This is a genomic window from Desulfacinum infernum DSM 9756 (assembly GCF_900129305.1).
GTDB classification, from domain to species: Bacteria; Desulfobacterota; Syntrophobacteria; order Syntrophobacterales; family DSM-9756; genus Desulfacinum; species Desulfacinum infernum.
Genome location: NZ_FQVB01000016.1, coordinates 1 through 20,146, shown reverse-complemented (window position 1 = coordinate 20,146; position 20,146 = coordinate 1). Strand labels below are relative to the sequence as shown.

Genomic DNA, 20,146 nt, shown 5'->3' with positions numbered 1-20,146 from the left:
ATGGCTCTCCGACTTACAAGGCCGAGGAATTCGGCTCCTCCCCGCAGCCGCGGGGCTTGAGCCCCCGCGGGAAAGGGCCGTCCTAAACCCATGAAGCGACCGAAAATACGCGAGGGTCCATCCAACGCCCGGAGGTTCCTCCCCAGCCCTGAAGGGCTGCGCTACGGGAAGAGCGGTCATCCGAAACGTTATCGGACAGCCTCCTAATGTTGGATCTCAAAGAGGCTGCTGATGGAATCCTCGTTGTGGATGCTCTTGATGGCCTGGCTGAAAAGGCGGGCCGCCGACACCACCTTGATCTTTTCGCAGTGGGCCGCTTGAGGCCGCAGGGGAAGCGTATCGGTCACCACCAGGCTCTTCAACTCACTCTTCTCGATCCGTTCCACCGCCGGCCCGGACAGGATGGGGTGGGTCACGCAGGCGTGGACTTCGCGCGCTCCCCGTTCCAGTATGGCCTTGGTGGCCTCCACCAGGGTTCCTGCGGTATCGGCCATATCATCCAGGATGATGGCGGTCTTGCCTTCCACTTCCCCGATGATGTTCATCACTTCGGCTTCATTGACGTTCACCCGGCGCTTGTCGATGAGGGCCAGGTCCGCCGGAAGGCGCTGGGCATAGGCCCGGGCCCGCGGCACCCCGCCCGCATCGGGGCTCACGATCACCAGGTCGTGATTGAAGTGTTCGCGGATATAGGGAAGCAGGATCGGCGAAGCATAGAGGTTGTCCACCGGAATATCGAAGAAGCCCTGGATCTGGCCGGCGTGAAGGTCCATGGTCAGGATGCGGTGGGTCCCCACGCTGGTGATCAGATCCGCCACGAGCCGGGCAGTGATGGGAACCCGAGGCTTGTTCTTTCGGTCCTGGCGGGAGTAGCTGTAGTAGGGGATCACGGCCGTGATGCGCCGCGCGGAGGCCCTCTTGAGGGCATCGATCATCACCAGCAGTTCCATCAGGTGGTCGTTGACGGGAGGCGCTCCCGACTGCACCACGAAGACGTCGGCGCCGCGAACATTTTCGCCGATCTCCACCCGGATCTCGCCGTCGCTGAAGGTGCTCACCAACGCCCGCCCGAGCGGGATTTCGAGGGATTGGCAGATCTTCTGAGCCAGTTCCGGGTTGCTGTTGCCAGAAAAGATCTTGAGTCCGTAGGTGGCCATGCGGGTTTCTCCTCTCCTGCCCCAAAATCTCGCGATCCGACGGTTGGACCCGTTGCCCCGAAGGCGCCCCCTACATAGTACAGGCGGTCACAAATGGCAAGCCCTTTACCCCAACGGGGAAAGAAAGGCCCCTCGTGCCATCCGTCCGGAACTTATAGGCTTTTCATGTCCTCCGCCATGACCTGATAGTCTTCATGGCCGGGCCAGTAGAGGAATCGGTGACAATGGGGGCAGGTGAGGATGTCCTCATCCCTTTGGAGTTCGATGAAGCGCTGGGGGGGAATATTGAGATGGCAGATCTGGCAGACGCCGTTTTCCACCGGAGCCACCGCCACGCCCTTCTGTCGGCTCACGAGAAACTCCCACTTCTTGAGGAGCGACGGGTCCATCTTGTTTCGAATCTCGGCCTGCAGGGCGTTGAGGCGCTCGATCTTTTCGGATACCCGCTCGCTTTCATCCTGGAGGCGTGCCTTCTGGGCCTCGATCTTTTCCTTGAGAGAAGCCACCTCCCGTTTCATGACCTCCACTTCACCGCGCGCCGCCTCGATCTTTTCCATGAGCTCCAGGGCGTGGTCTTCCCGCAAGGAAATCTCTTCCTTCAGGTCCTCGATCTCCTTGAGGAGCGCCTGGTACTCGCGGTTGCTCTTCACCTCACGTTCCTTCTGCCTGCTTTTCCTGATGCGTGCCTCCAGATCCGCAATCTCCCGCTCGATGGAGCGGTGGAGTTGCACCGCATGTTCGTAATCGGCCTTCTTCAGGAGGTATTCACTTTCGACCACGGAGAACTCCTTGTCCAGGGCGGCCAGCTTGGCAGGAGTGGCCTCCCTGTCCCGAAGCAGCTCGTTTTTCTTGTTCTCCAGTATCTGCAATTCCACCAGGTAACGTAGTTGCTCCTGCAAGTTTCGGCCTCCCGTTCCTTTATCACACGACCAACGTTTGAAAAGGATCTTCCTCCAAACTGGAGGTGGTTACCTCCAACGCCACACCTTCCCGAAGGGCACATTGGCTCAAGTACCGGGCCAGGGGCTCCACAATGATCCTTTCGGAAGCAAAATGGCCCACATCCACGAGCGCCAGGCCGCGGTCCAGAGCCGCGTGGGCGTCGTGGTATTTCACATCCCCCGTAATGAGGGCCTGGCACCCCGCCTTTGCCGCCTGCTCCACGAAGCCGGCGCCGCTGCCCGTGCAAAGCCCCACCCGGGAAATCTCCCGTTCAGCATCTCCCACGAAGCGCACCCATTGGCTTTGCAACAGCCCGCCCAGCTCCAGGGCAAGTTGCCGCAGGCTCAACGGTTCCGGAAGGGTTCCCGCGAGCCCCAGGCCGGCATAGCGCCCGTCTTCCTCGCGAATATTTACCGCTCTTTGCAGCGGACCTTCCACGGTCAGGCGCAGCAGGGAGGCCAGGGTGTGGTTGGTGCCGTCCACGGCCACATCCAGGTTGGTGTGGGCCGCGATGAGGTGGACTCCCTCCCGGATGGCCCGAGCGATCAGGGCGCCCGCGGGATGGTCGAACCGTACTGTCTTCACCGGCTGGATCAGCAGGGGATGGTGGGTCACGAGGGCCTGGCAGCCCTTTGCAACCGCTTCGGCCACGGTCTGCGCCGTGGGGTCCAGCGCCACCATCACACGGGAGACGGAGGCTTGGGGATCTCCCACCAGAAGACCGCAGTTGTCCCATTCTTCAGCGTTTGCAAAGGGAGCCAGCCGATCGATCCACTGGATCAACAGATTCACGGTGGGATGTTTCATGGCGACCTTCCATATCATCCCCGCGCGAGCAGGGATCCCAGATTAACAGGGCGTTACAGGCTTCCGCCGTTTCGGGAGCGACGCATTCGGCGATTTTCGGACGCGCTTTGCCTGACCGCAGGCAACAAAAAAGGGGGTGTTCCGTTGAAGGAACACCCCCTAGGGATCGCCCACAGGGTCCGAGGGACACCCCTGTTTGCCGCGAATGGACTGTCCGACTCCCACTCCTTCCAACAAGCACGGCACCGGTTCCATCTCCTGGGCGACGGGTTTCAAAAAATGGTGGGCCCACCTGGCCTCGAACCAGGGACCTACCGGTTATGAGCCGGTGGCTCTACCAACTGAGCTATGGGCCCGGGATTGCCTAGGGTGTGTGACGTTATAGAAACGGGGCCCATTCGTGTCAAGGGAAAGGTTCCGGCTCGCTTGACAGGGCCCTTGAACGAAAAAAGCCCGGGACGGTCGTCGCCCCGGGCCCTCTTGATCAGTTTCCGGCGGCCCTTAGGCGCGGCGGACGTTTACGGCCTGGGGGCCCTTGGCCGTTTCGGAGATCTCGAAGGTGACCGCTTCGCCTTCCGTCAGGGTCCGAAAGCCGCGGCCTTCGATACCCGAATAGTGCACGAACACGTCCCCGGCATCTTGCGTCTCGATAAAGCCGTAACCCTTCTTTTCATTGAACCACTTCACATTGCCTTGCATCATGGAACCACTCCTTCGTTGTTCTGTACTGCATGCCGGGACGTGCTTTGGAGATCGCGGGGTTTTGCGGAAGGCAAGAACCACGGCGGGCCAAGACGGAACCTCAAGCTGCGTACATGGAACTGTGTTTTACGGGGCCCATGGGGGTGCCCCACTTACGACGTGCGCCGGCCTTTACCACGGTGGCCTTGCGATGCCAAGCTTTTTTTTCGTCGCCGTCCATTTTTTTGTGGGAACTGGTCCCCAGCCCGCCAATGGGCTACTTTTTAGGGGCGACTTGCCCGCTTTTGGGCCGGCGCCCCAGGCGGGGCGCCAACCTGACCAACGCTTCAAGGGGAACGGAGGACCGTATGGGTACAAGCAAAAAGGTGGTGATCATCGGCGGGGATGCAGCGGGAATGAGCGCCGCCTCCGTGGCCAAAAGGAAAGACCCGAATCTCCAGGTCATTGTCTTCGAGAGAGGCCCCCACACATCCTATTCGGCCTGAGGCATTCCTTACTACGTCGGCAGGCTTGTCGATGACGAAAGAGCTCTGGTGGCGCGGACCCCCGAAGAATTTCGAACGAAACAGCAGATCGACGTGCGGGTTCTTCATGAAGTGGTGGGAATCGATCCCAAGGCGGGGCGGGTGAGGGTGGTGGATTTGTCGGCCAACCGCGAGTGGTGGGAACCTTACGACCACTTGTTGATCGCCACCGGCGCTGTTCCTCTTCGTCCGAAGGTTCCGGGAGCCGACGCTGCCGGAATCTACGGGGTGCACACCCTGGAAAGCGGCATCCGCTTGCGGAAGATCCTGGACGAGTCTCGTCCGGCCAGGGCGGTGATCGTCGGCGGGGGATACATCGGCCTGGAGATGGCCGAGGCTTTCCTTTTGCGGGGCATGCAGGTGTCCTTGGTGGAAAAGGCCCCTCAGGTCATGGGCACCTTGGACGAGGACATGGCCGTCCACATCGCCCAGGCCCTCACCGATCGTGGGGTGACTCTCCACTTGAACGAGGGTCTGGAAGCCTTCGAGGTCCGGGACGGCCGGGTGCGCGCCGTCATCACCTCCCAGAGGTCCCTGGAAACCGACATCGTCCTGCTGGGCATGGGGGTCGTTCCCAACACGGATCTGGCCAGGGAAGCGCACATCCCCCTGGGAGAGCGGGGTGCCGTTCGAGTGGACCGGCGCATGGCCACCCAAGTGGAAGGTGTCTGGGCCGCCGGGGACTGCGCCGAATCCTTCCACCGACTCACCGGGCGACCGATCCACGTGGCTCTCGGGACGGTCGCCAACCGACACGGCCGGGTGGCCGGCATGAACATGGCCGGGGGCGAGGCGTCCTTTTCCGGCGTTCTCGGGACCGCCGTCACCCGGATTTGCTCTCTCGAGATCGCACGAACGGGCCTGCAGACCAGGGAGCTGGAGGCATTGGGCCGGTCCTTCGTCTCCCGGACCATCGAAAGCCACACCCGGGCGGGCTATTTTCCCGGATCCGGGAGGATCCATGTGAAATTGCTGGCCGATTCGGATACCGGCGCGGTTCTGGGCGCACAAATCGTGGGAGAGGAAGGAGCCGCCAAGCGGATCGATGTGATGGCGGCGGCCATCACGGCGGGGCTCACGGCCCAGGAGGTGAGTGAGTTGGATCTGGGCTACGCACCGCCCTTCTCCCCCCTCTGGGATCCGCTCATCATCGCGGCGCGCCTCCTGGCCAAGGACGCCCCTTGATGTCCGGCATCCACCGGCCCACAAGAAAAGGGAGGGGCGGTTGGTGATTGGCGGGCGGGGATAAACCCCGCCCTTACGGAAGGGGTCCATGCCTTTGGGCAGAAACGGACTTTACGCCCGCCTGAAAGGCCGGGGATCTTTTTGCAACTCTCAATGGCCGCACGGGGAGGTTGTCTGAAAGGGCCGGGGATGCCCGCTTTTCTCGCAGCGCAGCCCTTGAGGGCTGAGGAGGAATCTCCAGAAGTGGAGTGGGCTATCGGGTATTGACGGTCACTTCTTTGGGTTAACGTCCTTCCGCGGGGCCGAAGCCCCGCGGCTACGAAAGAAGACGGATTCCTTAACGGCTGAGGAAGGAAACCTGTTCCGGGACAGGCTCTTAAGTTTCGATGAAGCTCTTCAGCTCCTTTCGGCGGCTGGGATGCCGGAGCTTTCTCAGAGCCTTCGCCTCGATCTGGCGGATCCGCTCCCGCGTGACGTGGAAATCCTGGCCCACCTCCTCCAATGTGTGGTCCGACTTCTCTCCGATCCCGAAGCGCATCCGCAGCACCTTTTCCTCTCGAGGCGTCAGCGTGGCCAGAACCCTCTGGGTCTGCTCGCTCAGGTTCAGGTTGATCACGGCATCCACGGGGGAGGTCACCTTCTTGTCCTCGATGAAATCCCCGAGATGGCTGTCTTCTTCCTCGCCGATGGGCGTCTCCAGGCTGATGGGCTCCTTGGCGATCTTCAGGACCTTTCGCACCTTCTCCACGGGAAAGTCCATGCGCTCGGCAATCTCTTCCGGCGTGGGCTCCCGCCCCAGCTCCTGAACCAGGTACCGGGAGGTGCGGATGAGCTTGTTGATGGTCTCGATCATGTGGACGGGAATGCGGATGGTTCGGGCCTGGTCGGCAATGGCCCGCGTGATGGCCTGCCGAATCCACCACGTGGCGTAGGTGCTGAACTTGTAGCCCCGCTGGTACTCGAACTTGTCCACCGCCTTCATGAGTCCGATGTTGCCTTCCTGGATGAGATCCAGGAATTGCAAGCCGCGGTTGGTGTATTTCTTTGCGATGCTCACCACCAGGCGCAGGTTGGCCTCGATGAGTTCGCTCTTGGCCTGCTTGGCGCGGATCATGCCGTCTTCCACGCGCCTCAGGATCTGCCGCAGCGTTTTGGAATCCATCTTGGCCCGCATCTCGAAGGCCGTGATCTGCTCCCGCGCCTCCAGGGCTCTCTCGATGAGCTGCAGCAGTTTTTCGGAAGTCATGCCCAGGCGATCGGCGTATTGGGTGAGCTCGTCCGCATCGCCGCGCACTTCCTCGTACCAGCGTTGCAGCTCCTGCAAGGGCTTCCCGGTCACGAGCAGGCAGTGCTCCAGGTCCCTTTCCGCCGCTTCGATGGACTCCAGGTAAGATCGCAGTTTCTCGACGATCTTCTCGATTTGATGCTTGTCCAGTTGCAGGTCCTTGAGCAGATCGACGATGCGCTCCTTGTTGCGCTGGACCTGATCGGCCAGGCGGTCCTTTTCAAAGGAATCCAGATCTTCGGCGATGAGGCGCACTTGCATGTCGCGGGTCTCGGCGTCCAGGCGCTCCACCTCCTCCAGGGCCTCGATGACCTTGGCCCGCAGCGCCTCAATCTCCTCCTCGCCCATGTCCTCCTCGGTGGTGCGCAGGATCTCCGTGATCTTGAGGTCCCCGTTCTTCAGATCCTCCTTGATCGTCAGAACCTCGGCGACCCCCAGGGAAGATTCCATGATGGCATTGAAGACCTCCCGCTCCCCGGCCTCGATGCGCTTGGCGATCTCCACCTCCCCCTCGCGGGTCAGGAGCGAGACCTGTCCCATCTCGCGCAGATACATCTTCACCGGGTCCGTGACCCGGCTCTCGGCGTCCAGGTCCGCCACGGCGTCATCCCCGTCGTCGTCCTCGTCCTGATCATCGCCCAGGCGCTCGGGAACCACCTTGACCTGCTGGTCCGAATCCACGATCTCGATGTTCATCTCATCGAAGATCATCATCATGTCGTCGAGCTTCTCGGGGGTGACCAGGTCCTCCGGAAGAACCTCGTTCAGCTCATCGTAGGTCAGGTACCCCTTTTCCTTGCCCACCGTGATGAGTCGTTTCAGGTCCTCCAGCGCCGGTCTGGCGGCCTCTTTGCCGCCATTTTTCCTGAGCTCTTCGGTCATCTGTCGCCCACTCCTTCGATCGGTTTTCCTAACCCTTAACCCCTTTTGCCGGCCGCGCAAAGGTCTTGGTATTCCTGCAGCAACCGGCGGCGCATCTCGGCATTGTTTTCTTGATCGGCCTTTTGCAGCTCCAGCTGCAATTCTTCCAGCCTCTTTTTTCGGGCGCGTTTACGCAGCACTTGAAGGCGTTCCTGCACGAGGACGAGCGCCCCGTCCCTGCCGAGATCGGCGAATTCCCGTTCCATGAGATACCGCGTCAAGAGGCTTATGGCCTGCTCGTCGCCCAGATCCCGGACCAGCAAGGCCGGGTTTGCTTCCCCTTCTTCCCGCAGCTGCTCCAGCAGGCCGGCCGCGATGGCCCGGACCGGCGATGCTTCGAAATGCGCAAGGGCTTCCTCCAGAGGGATCTCCCGGGCCAGTTCGGGATAGAGCACGAGCATGCGCGTGATGGTTTCCTCCGGAGGCTGCACATCCGAGGCCTGGACAGGGGCGACGGCGCCCGACGGCCCTCCGTGCGGGCTTCCGGCACGGGTCCGCGGGTATCCGAAGAGCTGCTGGCGCACCACCTGCTGGGGCAGCGAGAGGCTGTCCGCCAACTGGGCGACCACTTCCTGGCGCATCACGGGATCCGCAATGGTTCGGACCAGCTCCTGGGCATCCCGCAGCACGCGGGCCTTGTCCTGGGATGTTCCGTTCCAGGTGCTCAGGTGATGCTCCACGGCGAATCGAACCAGTTCCCGCCTCTTTTCCAGCAGACCCAGAAAGGCGTTCAGCCCGTATCGGGACAGGTAGTCGTCCGGGTCCATGCCGTCGGGCAGCACCAGGCAACTGGCGGCAAGCCCTTCCTGGGCGAAAAGGGGCAGGGCCCGCAGCATGGCCCTCCGGCCCGCCTCGTCCCCGTCGTAGACCAGGACCACTTCGTCCGCCATGCGCCGCAGCAGGCGTACCTGCTGCACGGTCAAAGCCGTCCCGAGCGTTGCAACCACCCGGAAGAATCCATGGACGTGGAAGGCCAGAAGGTCCATGTAGCCTTCCACCAGCAGAACCTGACGCACCTCGCGGCACGCCTGCCGGGCCGCCCCCAGCTGGTAGAGCATCCGCCCCTTGTGATAGACGGGGGTTTCCGGGCTGTTCAGGTACTTGGGCTCGGAACCGTCCAGGCTACGGCCGCCGAAGGCCACCACCTTTCCCTCGGGGTTGGTGATGGGAAAGATGAGCCGGTGACGGAACCTGTCATAAAAAGTGCCCTTGCTGGACGCCACCAAAAGACCGGCCTGCACTCCCAGATCCTGGGAGATGCCGCGGCGGCGCAAGTGGCTCAACAGGGCGTCCCATCCGTCCGGGGCATAGCCCAGGCGCTGGCTTTCCACCACGTCGGGGGTCAATCCCCGGGAACGGATGTACTCGCGGGCCACCCGGCCTTTTTCGCTTTGGTGCAACTGCCCGCTGTAGAACCGGCAGGCCTCCTCCAGCACCGCCAGGAGCGCCTGCCTGTCGGAGGCCCGGCCGGCCTTCCCGTCCCGCCTTTCCAATTCCGGCAGCGCCACGTTGTAGCGTTCCGCCAGGTACTTGACGGCTTCGCGAAAATCCAGGTTCCAGTGGCGCATGGTGAAGGTGATCACATCGCCTCCTGCGCCACAGCCGAAACAGTAGAAAAGGCCGTTGCTGGCGTCGACCTGAAAGGAGGGGGTCTTTTCCCGGTGAAACGGGCAAAGCCCCATGTGCCTGTTGCCGACCCGGCGTAAAGGCACCACTTGACCGATCAGATCAACGGCATCAACAGCCTGCTTGATACGTGAAGCCACGTCCGAGGTGGTCACTGCGCTGCGCCGCCCCCTCGTCTCTTTTGGGTTGTTTGCCTTTGTTGAAAGCAAACTTGCTATGTTTATCAGCGCCGCGCTGGGAAATCAACAAGAAAGGTGAGGTGGCCGGTCAGCCGTTCAACTCTTGGCGAACCATCTCGTTGACGGCCTTGCCGTCGGCGCGTCCGGCCACCTTGGGCATGAGGGCCTTCATGACCTTGCCGAGATCCTTTGCGGAGGTGGCTCCCACCTCCCGGATGGCTTCCTGGACGAGCTTCTTGAGAGCCTCGGGCGCGAGCTGTTCGGGCAGGAATTCCTGGAGGATGCCCATCTCTCTTCTTTCCGCATCGGCCAGATCGGCCCTGCCGCCCTTTTCGTACTGGTCGATGGAATCCTTGCGCTGCTTGATGGCCGAGGCGATGAGCTGCTGGATCTCCTGGTCCTGGAGTGCCCGCCTCAGTTCCTTTTCCTTGTTCTTGATGGCGGTAAGCAGCATGCGGATGGCGTTTCGCCGATCCGAGTCCTGGTTCCGGATGGCCTCCTTCAGGGCCTGTTCGATGCGTTCCAGAAGTTCCATGGGTACCCTCCCATCTTTCGCCCAAGTTGGAAGATTCTCTCTCACTTTGCGGTCCTGACGGGTGGTCTGTCGGGGAGAATCATGTTTCGCCCCGGGAAAGCGGATGGGCATCCAGGGTAGAGCCGGGGGGCCTCGCCCTCCAAGAGCTTGTCGGAGAACGAGTTTCCTTCACCAACCGACAAGCGACCCGCCTTCTTTCGTAGCCGCGGGGCTTCAGCCCCGCGGCCAAGGTTCATCGTACCCACACGAAGTGACCGGGAATATCTGAACGTCCACCCGAAGTTCGCGGATTCCTTCGCAGCCCTGAAGGGCTGCGCTACGAGAAACGCGGTCATCCCCTGCGTTGTCGGACAGGTTGCCAGGAGGCTGTCCGAAAACTCCGCCACCCGTCACTCCCGCGCAAGCGGGAGTCCATAACTTACTGGAGATTCTGGATCCCCGCTTCCGCGGGGATGACGAAGGGGCGTTGAACGGCGCAAGTCTGCCATTCTCGGACAGGCTCCTAGGCTTCCTGCGAGCCGGCTCTTGGGTTCCCCCGGCGCTCCCTTTCCCGGAGTCGCCGCAGAGCCTCCTCCAGATCCAACGCCCCCGTATACAGGGCCCGCCCCGTGATGACCCCTTCCAGTCCCAAGGGCACCAAGGGGAGGAGGGCTTCGATGTCCTTCCAACCGGCCACGCCCCCGGAGGCGATCACAGGGATGGTGACGGCCCGGCACAGCTCGGCGGTGGCTTCGATGTTCACGCCGGACTGCATGCCGTCCCGGTGAATGTCCGTATAGATGAGGGCGGCCAAGGGCAGCCCCTCGAACCGCCGGGCAAAGGAAACGGCCTGCAGATCGGTGGTTTCCGTCCACCCTTCCACGGCCACCAGCCCGTTTCGCGCATCGATTCCCAGCGCCACGCGGCCGGGAAATCTCCCGCAGACCCTTTCCACAATGGCCGGATCGCGCGTGGCGGCGGTTCCCAGGATGACGCGCCGCACCCCCAGGTCCAGATAGGCGGCGGCCGTTTCCTCGCTTCGAATGCCGCCTCCGAGCTGCACCGGAATCTTCACCGCCTGGACGATGCGAGCCACCACGTCCCGGTTCTTGGGGGTCTTGGCGAAGGCCCCGTCCAGGTCCACCACGTGAAGCCACTGGGCCCCCGCGGCCTCCCAGCGCAGCGCCACCTGCACGGGGTCGGTGCCGTAGACCGTGGCCTTGTCCATGTGGCCCTGCATGAGGCGCACACACCGGCCTTCCTTCAGATCGATGGCAGGGAAAAGAATCATCTTGAACCTCGGGGGAGTCTAGTCGTTTCGGCCGGCTTCCAGCAGAGAGCGCAAGGCCGGAGGCGGCTTCAATACGCGCCGCTCGGCGTCCACACAGACGTGCACCGTGTAGCCTTCGGCCAACCGTTCGTTCGTTCCGTTTCGGGTGATCGTGTAGTCGAACCGCAACCGGGCCGGCCCGGAGAACCGGAACCGGGTTTCGATCTCCAGAACGTCGTCGTAGAAGGCCGGCTTGAAATACCGGCAGTGCGCCTCGATGACGGGAAGGAAAATGCCGTCTTCTTCCAGGCGTCGGTAGCTGGTTCCGAGACTCCGGAACCATTCCGCCCGGCCCACTTCGAACCAGCGCATGTAGTTGCCGTAGTAGGCCTGGCCCATGGCGTCCGTGTCGCCGTACAGAACACGTAGAGTCGCTCTCATTGTCGATACCCGGCCAAGAGATTCTTGGAATGCAGGGTCATCTTAACGGTCATGGTCTCCCTTGCGCCACCCCGCACGGATACAAGGACCTGCACCGCGCTGTCAGCCGCCTTGTGTCAATTCCCATCACGGAGAGTCAGCGCCAACGAAAAAGGAAACGCAACTCTGGGAGCAGCCTCCTGTAGGGGCGAATGATCATTCGCCCCTATAGGTCGCTCGGACAAACGGAAAGTAGTGGCGTTTCCCATAAAACGCCATGAACGAGCCCGCCACTTCCCATGGTGGATGCACTTCCGGGAAGCCCCACGTCAGACCTCAAGGCCTGCGCTGCGAGCTAAACGGACATCCCGAACGTTTTGGTGCGGGTTCCCGAAGAGGAAAGGGACCTCATTGCTACGTCGATCCCACGAGCCGCCGGAAAAGCGCCTCGCCGCTGGGCAGATGCAGCCCGGTCTCCGACGCGGCGGCCTCATGAAAGAAAACTTCAACGGCCGGTGGCGTTGCCGTTGCCCAATCGCCCTTGAAGAGTGCAAAGAGGGAGGGGTCGCCCACGTGGGTCCGGATGCTCAGGGGCGTCAGGTGGTCGGCCGCCACCAGCAGGTGCACCGGTCCCTTGTGTCGAAGCCCCTCAAGGATCGGCCCCACCACCTTGGCATCGAAGTCTTGAATGGCCTGAATCTTTTTCTCCAGGCTGCCTTCGTGGGACGCCTCGTCGGGGGCTTCCACGTGCACAAAGACCAGATCCACATCCTCCAGGGCCCGCAGCGCGGCGTCCACCTTGCCCTGGTAGTTGGTGTCCAGATAGCCCGTGGCGCCGGGGACGTGGACCGGCTCCAGACCCGCATAGACCCCCAGTCCCTTCAAGAGATCCACGGCCGAAATCATGCACCCCGTAAGGCCGAAGCGTTCCTGAAGGGTGGGCATGCTGGGAGCCCGCCCTTGGCCCCAGGGCCACACGGCGTTGGCGGGCCGCTTGCCCTCCTCCCGCCTTTTCACGTTCACCGGATGATCGGCCAGGATTCGGGCCGCCCTGGAAACGAACCGGGAAAGAACCTCCACCCGCTCGTAAACTTCCGCATAGCCGTCCGCCGGCTCTCCCAGGATGTCGTGCGGAGGAGTGGTCCTGATGGATTCATCGCCGTGATCCCACACCAGAAGGTGCCGATAGCTCACTCCGGCGTGGAGCCGCAGGGGCAGTCCGTCGCAGGCTTGCTGCAAGGCGGCCACCAGATCGCGGGCCTCCTCCGTGGAGATGTGCCCCGCCGAGTGGTCTCCCATGCGGCGCACGCCCTGTTCGTCCGTTTCCACATAGACCAGGTTGCAGCGAAACGCCACCTGATGGGAATCCAACGACACCCCCATGCTGGCGGCCTCCAGTGGGGCCCTCCCGGTGTGGTAGACGGCCGGATCGTAGCCCAGCAGGGCCATGTTGGCGATGTCGCTTCCCGGTTCCATCCCCTGGGGGATGGTTTGCACCCGGCCCATCTCGCCCAGCCCGGCGATCCGGTTCATGTGAGGGATCCGGGCCACCTCCAGGGGGGTTCGCCCGCCCAGGGACGCCACGGGGAAGTCCCCCATGCCGTCTCCCACCAGAATGACGATTTTCGTTCTCATGGAAATCCGCCCCTACTCGCGTTCCACGTGGCTGTTCTCGCTGTCTTCGATGCGGATGATCCGGGTGGGCCCGCGCACGATGTCCAACCGGTCGATGGCCTCCAGGGACTTGCGCACGGCCCTTTCCTGGGCCTCGTGGGTGAGCATGACGATGGGCACGGCCCCTTCCACTTCCCGGCCCTTTTGAATCACCGCCGCGATGCTGATGGCGTTTTCCCCGAGGATTCCGGAAATCTTGGACAACACCCCGGGACGGTCCACGGCCGAAAAACGGAAGTAGTACTTGGTGGTCACGTCTTCCATGGGCCGGATCGGGATGTCCTGGGTGTTCTCCGGAAGGAAGGACAGGGGGGGCACCCGGTTGACCACGCCCGAGGCCAGATCCCGCGCAATGTCCATGATGTCGGCCACCACGGCGCTCCCGGTGGGCATCATGCCGGCGCCCAGCCCGTAGAGCATGATGCTCCCCACGGCGTTTCCGTGCAGGTGCACGGCGTTGTAGGCGCCGCGGACGCTGGCCAGCACGTGGGAGGAGGGAATCAGGGTGGGGTGGACGCGCATCTCCAGCTGACCGTTCACGTGGCGGCCGATGGCCAGCAGCTTGAGCTGATAGCCGAACTCGGTGGCAAACTGCACATCCAGCGGGTCGATCTGGCGGATTCCTTCCACGTACACCTGATCGAAGCGGATGGGGGTTCCGAAGGCCATGGCCCCGGCGATGGCCAGCTTGTGGGCCGTGTCGATCCCGTCCACATCCAGGGTGGGGTCGGCTTCGGCGTAGCCCTTCTCCTGGGCCTCCCGAAGGGCGTCGGCAAAAGCCAGGCCTTCTTCCGTCATCCGGGTCAGGATGTAATTGCCGGTCCCGTTGAGGATTCCGAAGATGGTGTCCACCTTGTTTCCGGCGAGTCCTTCGCGGAGCGACTTCAAAAGAGGAATGCCGCCCGCCACGGAGGCTTCGAAGCCGATGGAACCGCCATGCCGTTCGGCGTGCTCGAAGAGTTCATTGCCGTGATGGGCCAGCAGGGCCTTGTTGGCCGTCACCACGTGCTTTCCTCGCTCCAGGGCCTCCAGGATGAAGGACCTGGCGGGCTCCAGGCCGCCGATGAGCTCCACCACGATCTGAATCCCGGGATCCTCCAGGATCTCCCGGGCGTTCTGGGTAAGCTTTTCCCGGGCCACCGGCACCGGGCGCGGCGTTTCCAGATCCAGGTCAGCCACCCGCGCCAGTTCCAGGGGAAAGCCCAGCCGGGCCCGGATCACCGAGGCGTTTTCTTCCAGGACGCGGATCACCCCGCATCCCACGGTTCCCCATCCGATCAATCCAACGCGAACCGATTCCATTTGTTTATGACCACTCCTTGAAGGCTGGAGGATTGCCGCTTGTGTGCCGTCGCCGTCCTACGGACGCTGTCCGAAAACGGCGTGGACGACCTCTTTTCTCGTAGCGCAGCCCTTTAGGGCTGCGAAAGAACTTCCGGACGTTGGATAGGCCATCGCGTATTTCCCGTCACTTCATGGGGTTGCGATGGGCCTTTCCGCGGGGCTGAAGCCCCGCGGCTACGAAGAGAAAGAAAATTCGCCGGCCTCTTGAGCCGGAGGACCATTCTCAGACAAGCTCCTACGGGCATGGTTTATCCCCCGGCGTTCTGCAAGGCCTTCCGAATACCGCGCACCGCCTGCTTGATGCGCATCTCGTTTTCCACCAGGGCGAAACGCACGTGGTCGTCGCCGTATTCCCCGAATCCCAAACCGGGGGAGACCGCCACCTTCGCTTTTTCTATGAGAAACTTGGAAAATTCCACCGACCCCATGTGCCGAAACGGTTCGGGGATGGGCGCCCAGACGAACATGGTGCCCTTGGGCTTTTCCATGGCCCAGCCCGCCCGGTTCAGCCCATCGACCAGAACGTCGCGCCGGGACCGGTAGACGTCCACGATCTCCTGAACGCAGGACTGGTCTCCGTTGAGGGCGATGATGGCGGCGATCTGGATGGGCTGAAAGATTCCGTAGTCCAGATAGCTCTTCAGCCGGGTGAGGGCCGCCACCATTTCCGGGTTGCCCACGCAGAACCCCACGCGCCAGCCGGCCATGCTGTAACTCTTGGACATGGAAAAGAATTCCACCGCCACGTCCTTGGCTCCGGGAACCTGGAGGATGCTGGGAGCCTGGTAGCCGTCGAAGGTCAGGTCCGCGTAGGCCAGGTCGTGGATCACCATCAGGTGGTTGTCCCGCGCAAAATCCACCACCTTTCGGAAAAAGTCCAGGTCCACCACGGCCGTGGTGGGGTTGTGGGGAAAGGAGATGATGAGCATCTTGGGCCGCGGCCAGGTCTGCTTGGTGGCAACGAGCAGATCCTCAAAAAAGTCGCGGTCGGGACCGATGGGAATGGACCTCAGATCGCCCCCGGCGATGATCACCGAATAGGGATGAATGGGGTAGGTGGGGTTGGGGGAAAAGACCACGTCACCGGGACTCACCAGGGCCAGCACCAGGTGGGACAAACCCTCCTTGGCTCCGATGGTCACCACGGCTTCCGTTTCGGGGTCCAGATCCACGTCGTAGCGCCGTCTGTACCAGTCGCAGATGGCATGGCGCAGCTTGGTGATGCCCCGCGAGGCCGAATAACGGTGGTTGTGGCCCTTTTGAGCCGCTTCCACCAGCTTGTCCACGATGTGCTGGGGAGTGGGCACATCGGGGTTTCCCATCCCCAGATCCACGATGTCCTCTCCCGCGCGACGCCGCTCCATCTTGAGGGCGTTCACCTGGGCGAAAACGTAAGGCGGCAGCCGCCGCATCCGGCTGAATTGCTCGATGTTGAAGGTCATGGGTCCACCTCGTCTTGGGGGTAACGGCGAACGGTATCTCACCTATGGGGCGATGTCAAAGCAAAGAGCCAGGGCCGAGTCCTGGCGTTCCAAGGATTTGCGGTGAGCGTCCCGCAGGTCCGCGTGGCGGCGCACCGCGTCATGAAGCGCTCTCAACAGGGGCTCGGCGCCTTCCTCATGCTGACAGACCAGGAGCGCGTCCACGGTGGCCAGCAAGGTCTGGCGGACGAGGGTTTCCGGCTCGTAACGGCCCCGGATTGCCTCCATGTCCAGATCGTCCGAAAAGAGAACCCCCTGAAAGCCCAGCTGTTCGCGCAATATGCCTCGGTTGATGACCGAAGACAAAGTCCCGGGCCATTGTTCGTCCCAGCACTCGTAGACGGCGTGTGAGGTCATCACCCCCGCAACCCCCGCCTCCACGGCCCGGCGAAAGGGCAGGAGCTGTCGGGTCATCTCTTTCCGGGAGACGCCTTTCAGGACCGGCAAATGGTCGTGGGGATCCAGCCCGGCGGGCCCCAGGCCGGGAAAGTGCTTGGCCACGGCCAGGACGCCAAGGGCCTGCTGCGCTCGAATCCAGCGGGCACCGAGCTCTCCCACTTCTTCCGGATCGGATCCCAGCGCCCGAGTGCCCAGAAAATGCCGATCCGGGTCTTCCACCACGTCCAAAACGGGCGCAAAATTGATGGAGATTCCGAGACGGCGGAGCCTTCCCGCCGTCTCGTCCGCCACCCGTTCCACCTCGGATGGTCCCCGGGAGGCCAGCTCCAGCGCCGACGGCATGCTTCCGTGGATGGCCCTGAGGCGCTGGACCGTTCCGCCCTCTTCGTCGATGGCCCACAAAAGGGGCCTCTTGAGCTCCTCCAGGGCCCATGCGGACACGGCCGCCACAAGATCCCGGAGCTGCGCCTCGCTTTCAATGTTTCTACGAAAGAGCACCAATCCACCGGGCCGAAAGAACCTGAGGCGGGCCCGAAGATCCCCGTCCGGTGTGGTTCCATTGAATCCCAGGAAAAGATGGCGTCCCACAGCGTCCAGAATCGTGGTATCAAGGGCTGTCATGTGGATCCCCCAGGGAGCCGGCTCGGGTGGGGTCTTCGGTGCACCACAGGCCGGTTGTGAAATGGTGCGGCCCGTTTCCCGCGACAAGAAAGGCAGTTAACGGGATCGGCGCCCGTCTGTCAAGGCGCTCGAAGCCCATTCGTCATCCCCGCGTAAGCGGGGATCCAGATTGTCCGCCAACTTATGGACTCCCGCTTGCGCGGGACTGACGGTTGGGGGAGTTCTCGGACAGGCTCCCAGGAACCCATGAACAAGCTGGTGTGGTGACCATTCCATCTGGTGTTTTGGGAGGAAAATCACCCCATGAAGGCCATGATCCTGGCCGCGGGCTACGGCGAGCGCCTGCGACCCTTGACCGATGTCCGCCCCAAACCTCTGTGCCCCGTGGTCAACGTGCCCCTCTTGGACTACTGGATCCGGCGACTGGCCGACGAGGGAGTTTCGGAGATTGTCATCAACGCGCACCACTTGGCGGATCAGCTGGAAGCGCACCTGGCCCGCAGCCGATGGCCGGTGCGCGTTCATCTCCTCCGCGAAAGGAAGATCCTGGGAACCGGCGGCGGACTCCGAAACGCCCTGTCCGTCCTGGACGATGGTCCCTTTCTGGCCGTCAACGCGGACATCGCCTGCGATGTGTCGGTCAAGGAACTCTTTCGCGTTCACCAGGACTCGGGCGCTCCGGCCACGCTGCTTCTGTGCCGTTCCGAAAGATTCGATTCCGTGCGCGTCAACACCGCCGGGAACCGCATCGAAGAGTTCGAAAGACCCGCCCGGCATTCCGGGAGTCATCTTCACGTGGCGGGCACCCGGCTTTGGACCTTCACGGGAGTGCACGTCATCGAGCCGAGGATCCTCCGGAACCTGCCCAAAGGCGTGCCCCACCATATCATCGACCTGTATGAAGAGCTCATTTGCCAAAATAACCCTCCGGCGGCGTGGTGCGTTCCCGACCTATGGTGGCGCGAGATCGGTTCCCCGGACGCCTATTGGGCACTCAACCGGGAATGCGCCTCCAATCCGAAAAAGCTTCTTCCTCAAGGCGGGAACGATCACGGTCCCGTTTTTGTCCACCCCGACGCCCGGGTGGATCCGGACGCGCGTTTTCAGGGCATGGTCGTCGTGGGAGCCGGCTGCCGGATCGCCAAGGACGCCTTCCTGGAGGACGTCATCCTCTGGGAGAACGTTCGGGTGGCGCCCGGAGTTTCCCTCAGGGGGTGCATCGTGACCGACGGCGTTCGGGTGGAAACCGACCACCGAAACGAGATCCTTCTTGCCGACGGAAGGGTGATGAAACGGCCATCATGAACCGATTCCATGAGAATAACGACAAGGCGCGCATTCTGTCCCTCCTGGCCGAGAGCGGCCGCCTGGTCTCCCTCGAGACGCTGGAGCCCCTGGCAGGGGACGGATCGGACCGGCGTTTCTACCGCGTTCATCTTCGGAGCCGGAGCGTCATCGCCCTGGTGGCGGACAGAAAGAACCCACGGGTGGATGAGGTGGATTCCATGTGGCATATCGGCCGTCATCTGGAATCCCGGGGGGCGCCGGTGGCCCGCATCCTGGCGGCGTGCCAGAACGACGGCGTCTTTCTTCTGGAAGACCTGGGCCGGGTGCACCTCTACGACCTGGCCCGAAGACCGGGTTCATGGGCTCGAGTGCAGCGGCTTTATCGCGAAGCCGTGGACGTCCTCGCACGCCTTCATCGCACGGCCCCGGAAGGATTTTCCGCCGACTGGTGCTTCGACGGGGCGCGATACACGCCGGACTTCGTCCTCCAGCGGGAACTCCACTACTTTCGCCGGTCTTTCCTTGAAAATTTTCTCGCGCTGGAAGGAACGGAAACGCGGCTGGCCGACGATTTTCTTTCCCTGGCCGAAAGGGCGGGGCAGAACCGGGGCTCCCTGGTCTTTCACAGGGACTTTCAAAGCAGGAACCTCATGGTCCACCGGGAATCCCTTTGGGTCATCGACTATCAGGGCATGCGCTTCGGCCCCCCGGAATACGATCTGGCCAGTCTTCTGCTGGACCCGTACGTGATGCTTCCCGACAGGATGTGGCGGTCCCTGGCGCAACATTATTGGGAAAAGGCCCGACCCGTTCTCGGCGGATCACGGGCGGACTTTTGGGAGCGCTTTCAGACCGTTGCCTTGTGCCGGTGCCTTCAGGCGCTGGCCGCCTACGCCTTCCTGGGAGATCAAAAGGGCAAGAAGGGCTTTCTCCAGCACATCCCGGCCGGCTGGAAGCGGCTAAACCAATTGCTGAACGGTCCCGCCGGGCGCTCGGTTCCCGGACTCCACAAGCTGGTGCGCGAAATCGAACAGGATCCCGACCGGTTCCGACCGATCCGCCATCCGCGCTGTGGCGTTCGCCCCCTACCAGACGAGCCTGGGAAATCAGGAGCCTGAAGCAGCCCTCGCCGTCATCCCTTTCAGCTCAAGTCCTTATTTCGCACTCGAATACCTATTGCATACTCGCGAGGCCGTTTTCCTCCACGCTTCGTGGCAAAGTTTGTATGGGTTTAGCGGGATCGCGGCTCACGGAGGAGGGGCGTGGGCGCCAATGCAAGCGCCCGGCAGCTCTACGGATGACCTTTTCTCTCCGGACCCGCCGGGTTGGCCGCCGGGCTCTATTCGTCCGCGCATGGGCAGCGCTCCACAAACGACATGGGTCACTTGCCGACAAATCGCGAGTCCGAATGCCGCAGCGGAATGGCGGCCAAGGGCGCCTAATTGTCGGGCAAGCTATTTTCCTTAATCCGTGAGTGTGATTTTAACCAAACAAATATCAGACCTTATCTAGGGTTTTGAATTTACACGTGTTTTGTGCTATAGAGTCTCCTGTCAACCTTTCACTTGGCAGGTGCTCGCATGAAGAAAATTGTGATCGAACAGTCTTCGAAAGCCTTCTACAGCAGCCACTCGGGTTTGGCTCTGGTAGGGAACCTGATCAACGGCTATACAAGCCTGTGCGAACGGTTGGAAAAGGAAGTTCCCGGGCAGCCGAGGGTTTCGCACGGGGATGTGGTGAAGACCTATCTCGGTCTCCTGTGCCTGGGCAAAAGTGATTTTGAAGCCGCACAGGGAGTCGCGGACGAT

Annotated in this window: 16 protein-coding genes, 1 tRNA gene and 1 pseudogene; 4 read left to right on the top strand and 14 right to left on the bottom strand. The window is 62.4% G+C overall.

Annotation, left to right across the window (positions count from 1 at the left end):
* Positions 1 to 203 precede the first annotated feature (203 nt).
* From BUB04_RS09070 to BUB04_RS09050, 5 genes are all read right to left on the bottom strand, one after another.
* Entirely contained in the window at positions 204 to 1,157 is a 954-nt protein-coding gene (locus BUB04_RS09070; RefSeq protein WP_073038682.1) for a ribose-phosphate diphosphokinase, read from the bottom strand.
* A 152-nt stretch (positions 1,158 to 1,309) separates the two neighbouring features.
* The gene (locus BUB04_RS09065; RefSeq protein WP_073038681.1) at positions 1,310 to 2,056 is read right to left on the bottom strand and encodes a zinc ribbon domain-containing protein; all 747 of its coding nucleotides are present in this window, start codon (positions 2,054 to 2,056) and stop codon (positions 1,310 to 1,312) included.
* Positions 2,057 to 2,078: 22 nt separating this feature from the next.
* Positions 2,079 to 2,906 carry a Nif3-like dinuclear metal center hexameric protein gene (locus tag BUB04_RS09060; RefSeq protein ID WP_073038680.1) on the bottom strand — a complete coding sequence of 276 codons (828 nt, stop codon included), beginning with the start codon at positions 2,904 to 2,906 and terminating at the stop codon, positions 2,079 to 2,081.
* Between the two features lie 280 nt (positions 2,907 to 3,186).
* Positions 3,187 to 3,262 (bottom strand) — tRNA-Ile (locus BUB04_RS09055).
* 145 nt (positions 3,263 to 3,407) lie between these two features.
* Entirely contained in the window at positions 3,408 to 3,605 is a 198-nt protein-coding gene (locus BUB04_RS09050) for a cold-shock protein (RefSeq protein WP_073038736.1), read from the bottom strand.
* A gap of 350 nt (positions 3,606 to 3,955) precedes the next feature.
* On the opposite strand from BUB04_RS09050, the gene BUB04_RS09045 reads away from it, so the two are divergent.
* Entirely contained in the window at positions 3,956 to 5,317 is a 1,362-nt protein-coding gene (locus tag BUB04_RS09045; protein WP_084076334.1) for an FAD-dependent oxidoreductase, read from the top strand.
* A 376-nt stretch (positions 5,318 to 5,693) separates the two neighbouring features.
* Here the strand turns inward: BUB04_RS09045 and rpoD are convergent, their stop codons facing one another.
* The 9 genes from rpoD to BUB04_RS08995 form a co-directional block, all read right to left on the bottom strand.
* Positions 5,694 to 7,484 (bottom strand): RNA polymerase sigma factor RpoD, encoded by a 1,791-nt coding sequence (gene rpoD / locus BUB04_RS09040; RefSeq protein WP_073038679.1) that lies wholly within the window; start codon positions 7,482 to 7,484, stop codon positions 5,694 to 5,696.
* A gap of 35 nt (positions 7,485 to 7,519) precedes the next feature.
* Positions 7,520 to 9,304 (bottom strand): DNA primase, encoded by a 1,785-nt coding sequence (gene dnaG, locus BUB04_RS09035; protein WP_073038678.1) that lies wholly within the window; start codon positions 9,302 to 9,304, stop codon positions 7,520 to 7,522.
* A 112-nt stretch (positions 9,305 to 9,416) separates the two neighbouring features.
* Positions 9,417 to 9,863 carry a GatB/YqeY domain-containing protein gene (locus tag BUB04_RS09030; RefSeq protein WP_073038677.1) on the bottom strand — a complete coding sequence of 149 codons (447 nt, stop codon included), beginning with the start codon at positions 9,861 to 9,863 and terminating at the stop codon, positions 9,417 to 9,419.
* A gap of 502 nt (positions 9,864 to 10,365) precedes the next feature.
* The gene (gene hisA, locus BUB04_RS09020; RefSeq protein ID WP_073038675.1) at positions 10,366 to 11,133 is read right to left on the bottom strand and encodes a 1-(5-phosphoribosyl)-5-[(5-phosphoribosylamino)methylideneamino]imidazole-4-carboxamide isomerase; all 768 of its coding nucleotides are present in this window, start codon (positions 11,131 to 11,133) and stop codon (positions 10,366 to 10,368) included.
* A gap of 18 nt (positions 11,134 to 11,151) precedes the next feature.
* A complete protein-coding gene (locus tag BUB04_RS09015; RefSeq protein WP_073038674.1) occupies positions 11,152 to 11,553 on the bottom strand; it encodes an acyl-CoA thioesterase in 402 nt (133 codons plus the stop codon).
* Between the two features lie 393 nt (positions 11,554 to 11,946).
* On the bottom strand, positions 11,947 to 13,167 hold the full coding sequence (locus BUB04_RS09010; protein WP_073038673.1) for a cofactor-independent phosphoglycerate mutase: 1,221 nt from the start codon (positions 13,165 to 13,167) through the stop codon (positions 11,947 to 11,949).
* A 12-nt stretch (positions 13,168 to 13,179) separates the two neighbouring features.
* A complete protein-coding gene (locus tag BUB04_RS09005) occupies positions 13,180 to 14,508 on the bottom strand; it encodes a homoserine dehydrogenase (protein ID WP_073038672.1) in 1,329 nt (442 codons plus the stop codon).
* Positions 14,509 to 14,798: 290 nt separating this feature from the next.
* Positions 14,799 to 15,992, bottom strand: coding sequence for an alanine transaminase (gene alaC / locus BUB04_RS09000; RefSeq protein ID WP_084076332.1), 1,194 nt, complete (start codon positions 15,990 to 15,992; stop codon positions 14,799 to 14,801).
* Between the two features lie 42 nt (positions 15,993 to 16,034).
* Complete coding sequence (locus BUB04_RS08995; RefSeq protein WP_073038671.1) at positions 16,035 to 17,051, bottom strand: glycoside hydrolase family 3 N-terminal domain-containing protein; 1,017 nt, start codon at positions 17,049 to 17,051, stop codon at positions 16,035 to 16,037.
* Positions 17,052 to 17,354: 303 nt separating this feature from the next.
* Between BUB04_RS08995 and BUB04_RS08990 the strand changes: the two genes are divergently transcribed.
* From BUB04_RS08990 to BUB04_RS08980, 3 genes and pseudogenes are all read left to right on the top strand, one after another.
* Complete coding sequence (locus tag BUB04_RS08990) at positions 17,355 to 18,356, top strand: nucleotidyltransferase family protein (RefSeq protein ID WP_073038670.1); 1,002 nt, start codon at positions 17,355 to 17,357, stop codon at positions 18,354 to 18,356.
* Positions 18,353 to 19,456: an aminoglycoside phosphotransferase family protein gene (locus BUB04_RS08985; RefSeq protein ID WP_073038669.1), complete on the top strand. Its 1,104-nt coding sequence runs from the start codon at positions 18,353 to 18,355 to the stop codon at positions 19,454 to 19,456. Before BUB04_RS08990 ends, BUB04_RS08985 begins: the two co-directional genes overlap by 4 nt.
* A gap of 462 nt (positions 19,457 to 19,918) precedes the next feature.
* A pseudogene (locus BUB04_RS08980) lies at positions 19,919 to 20,146 on the top strand (IS1380 family transposase); the annotation flags it as partial.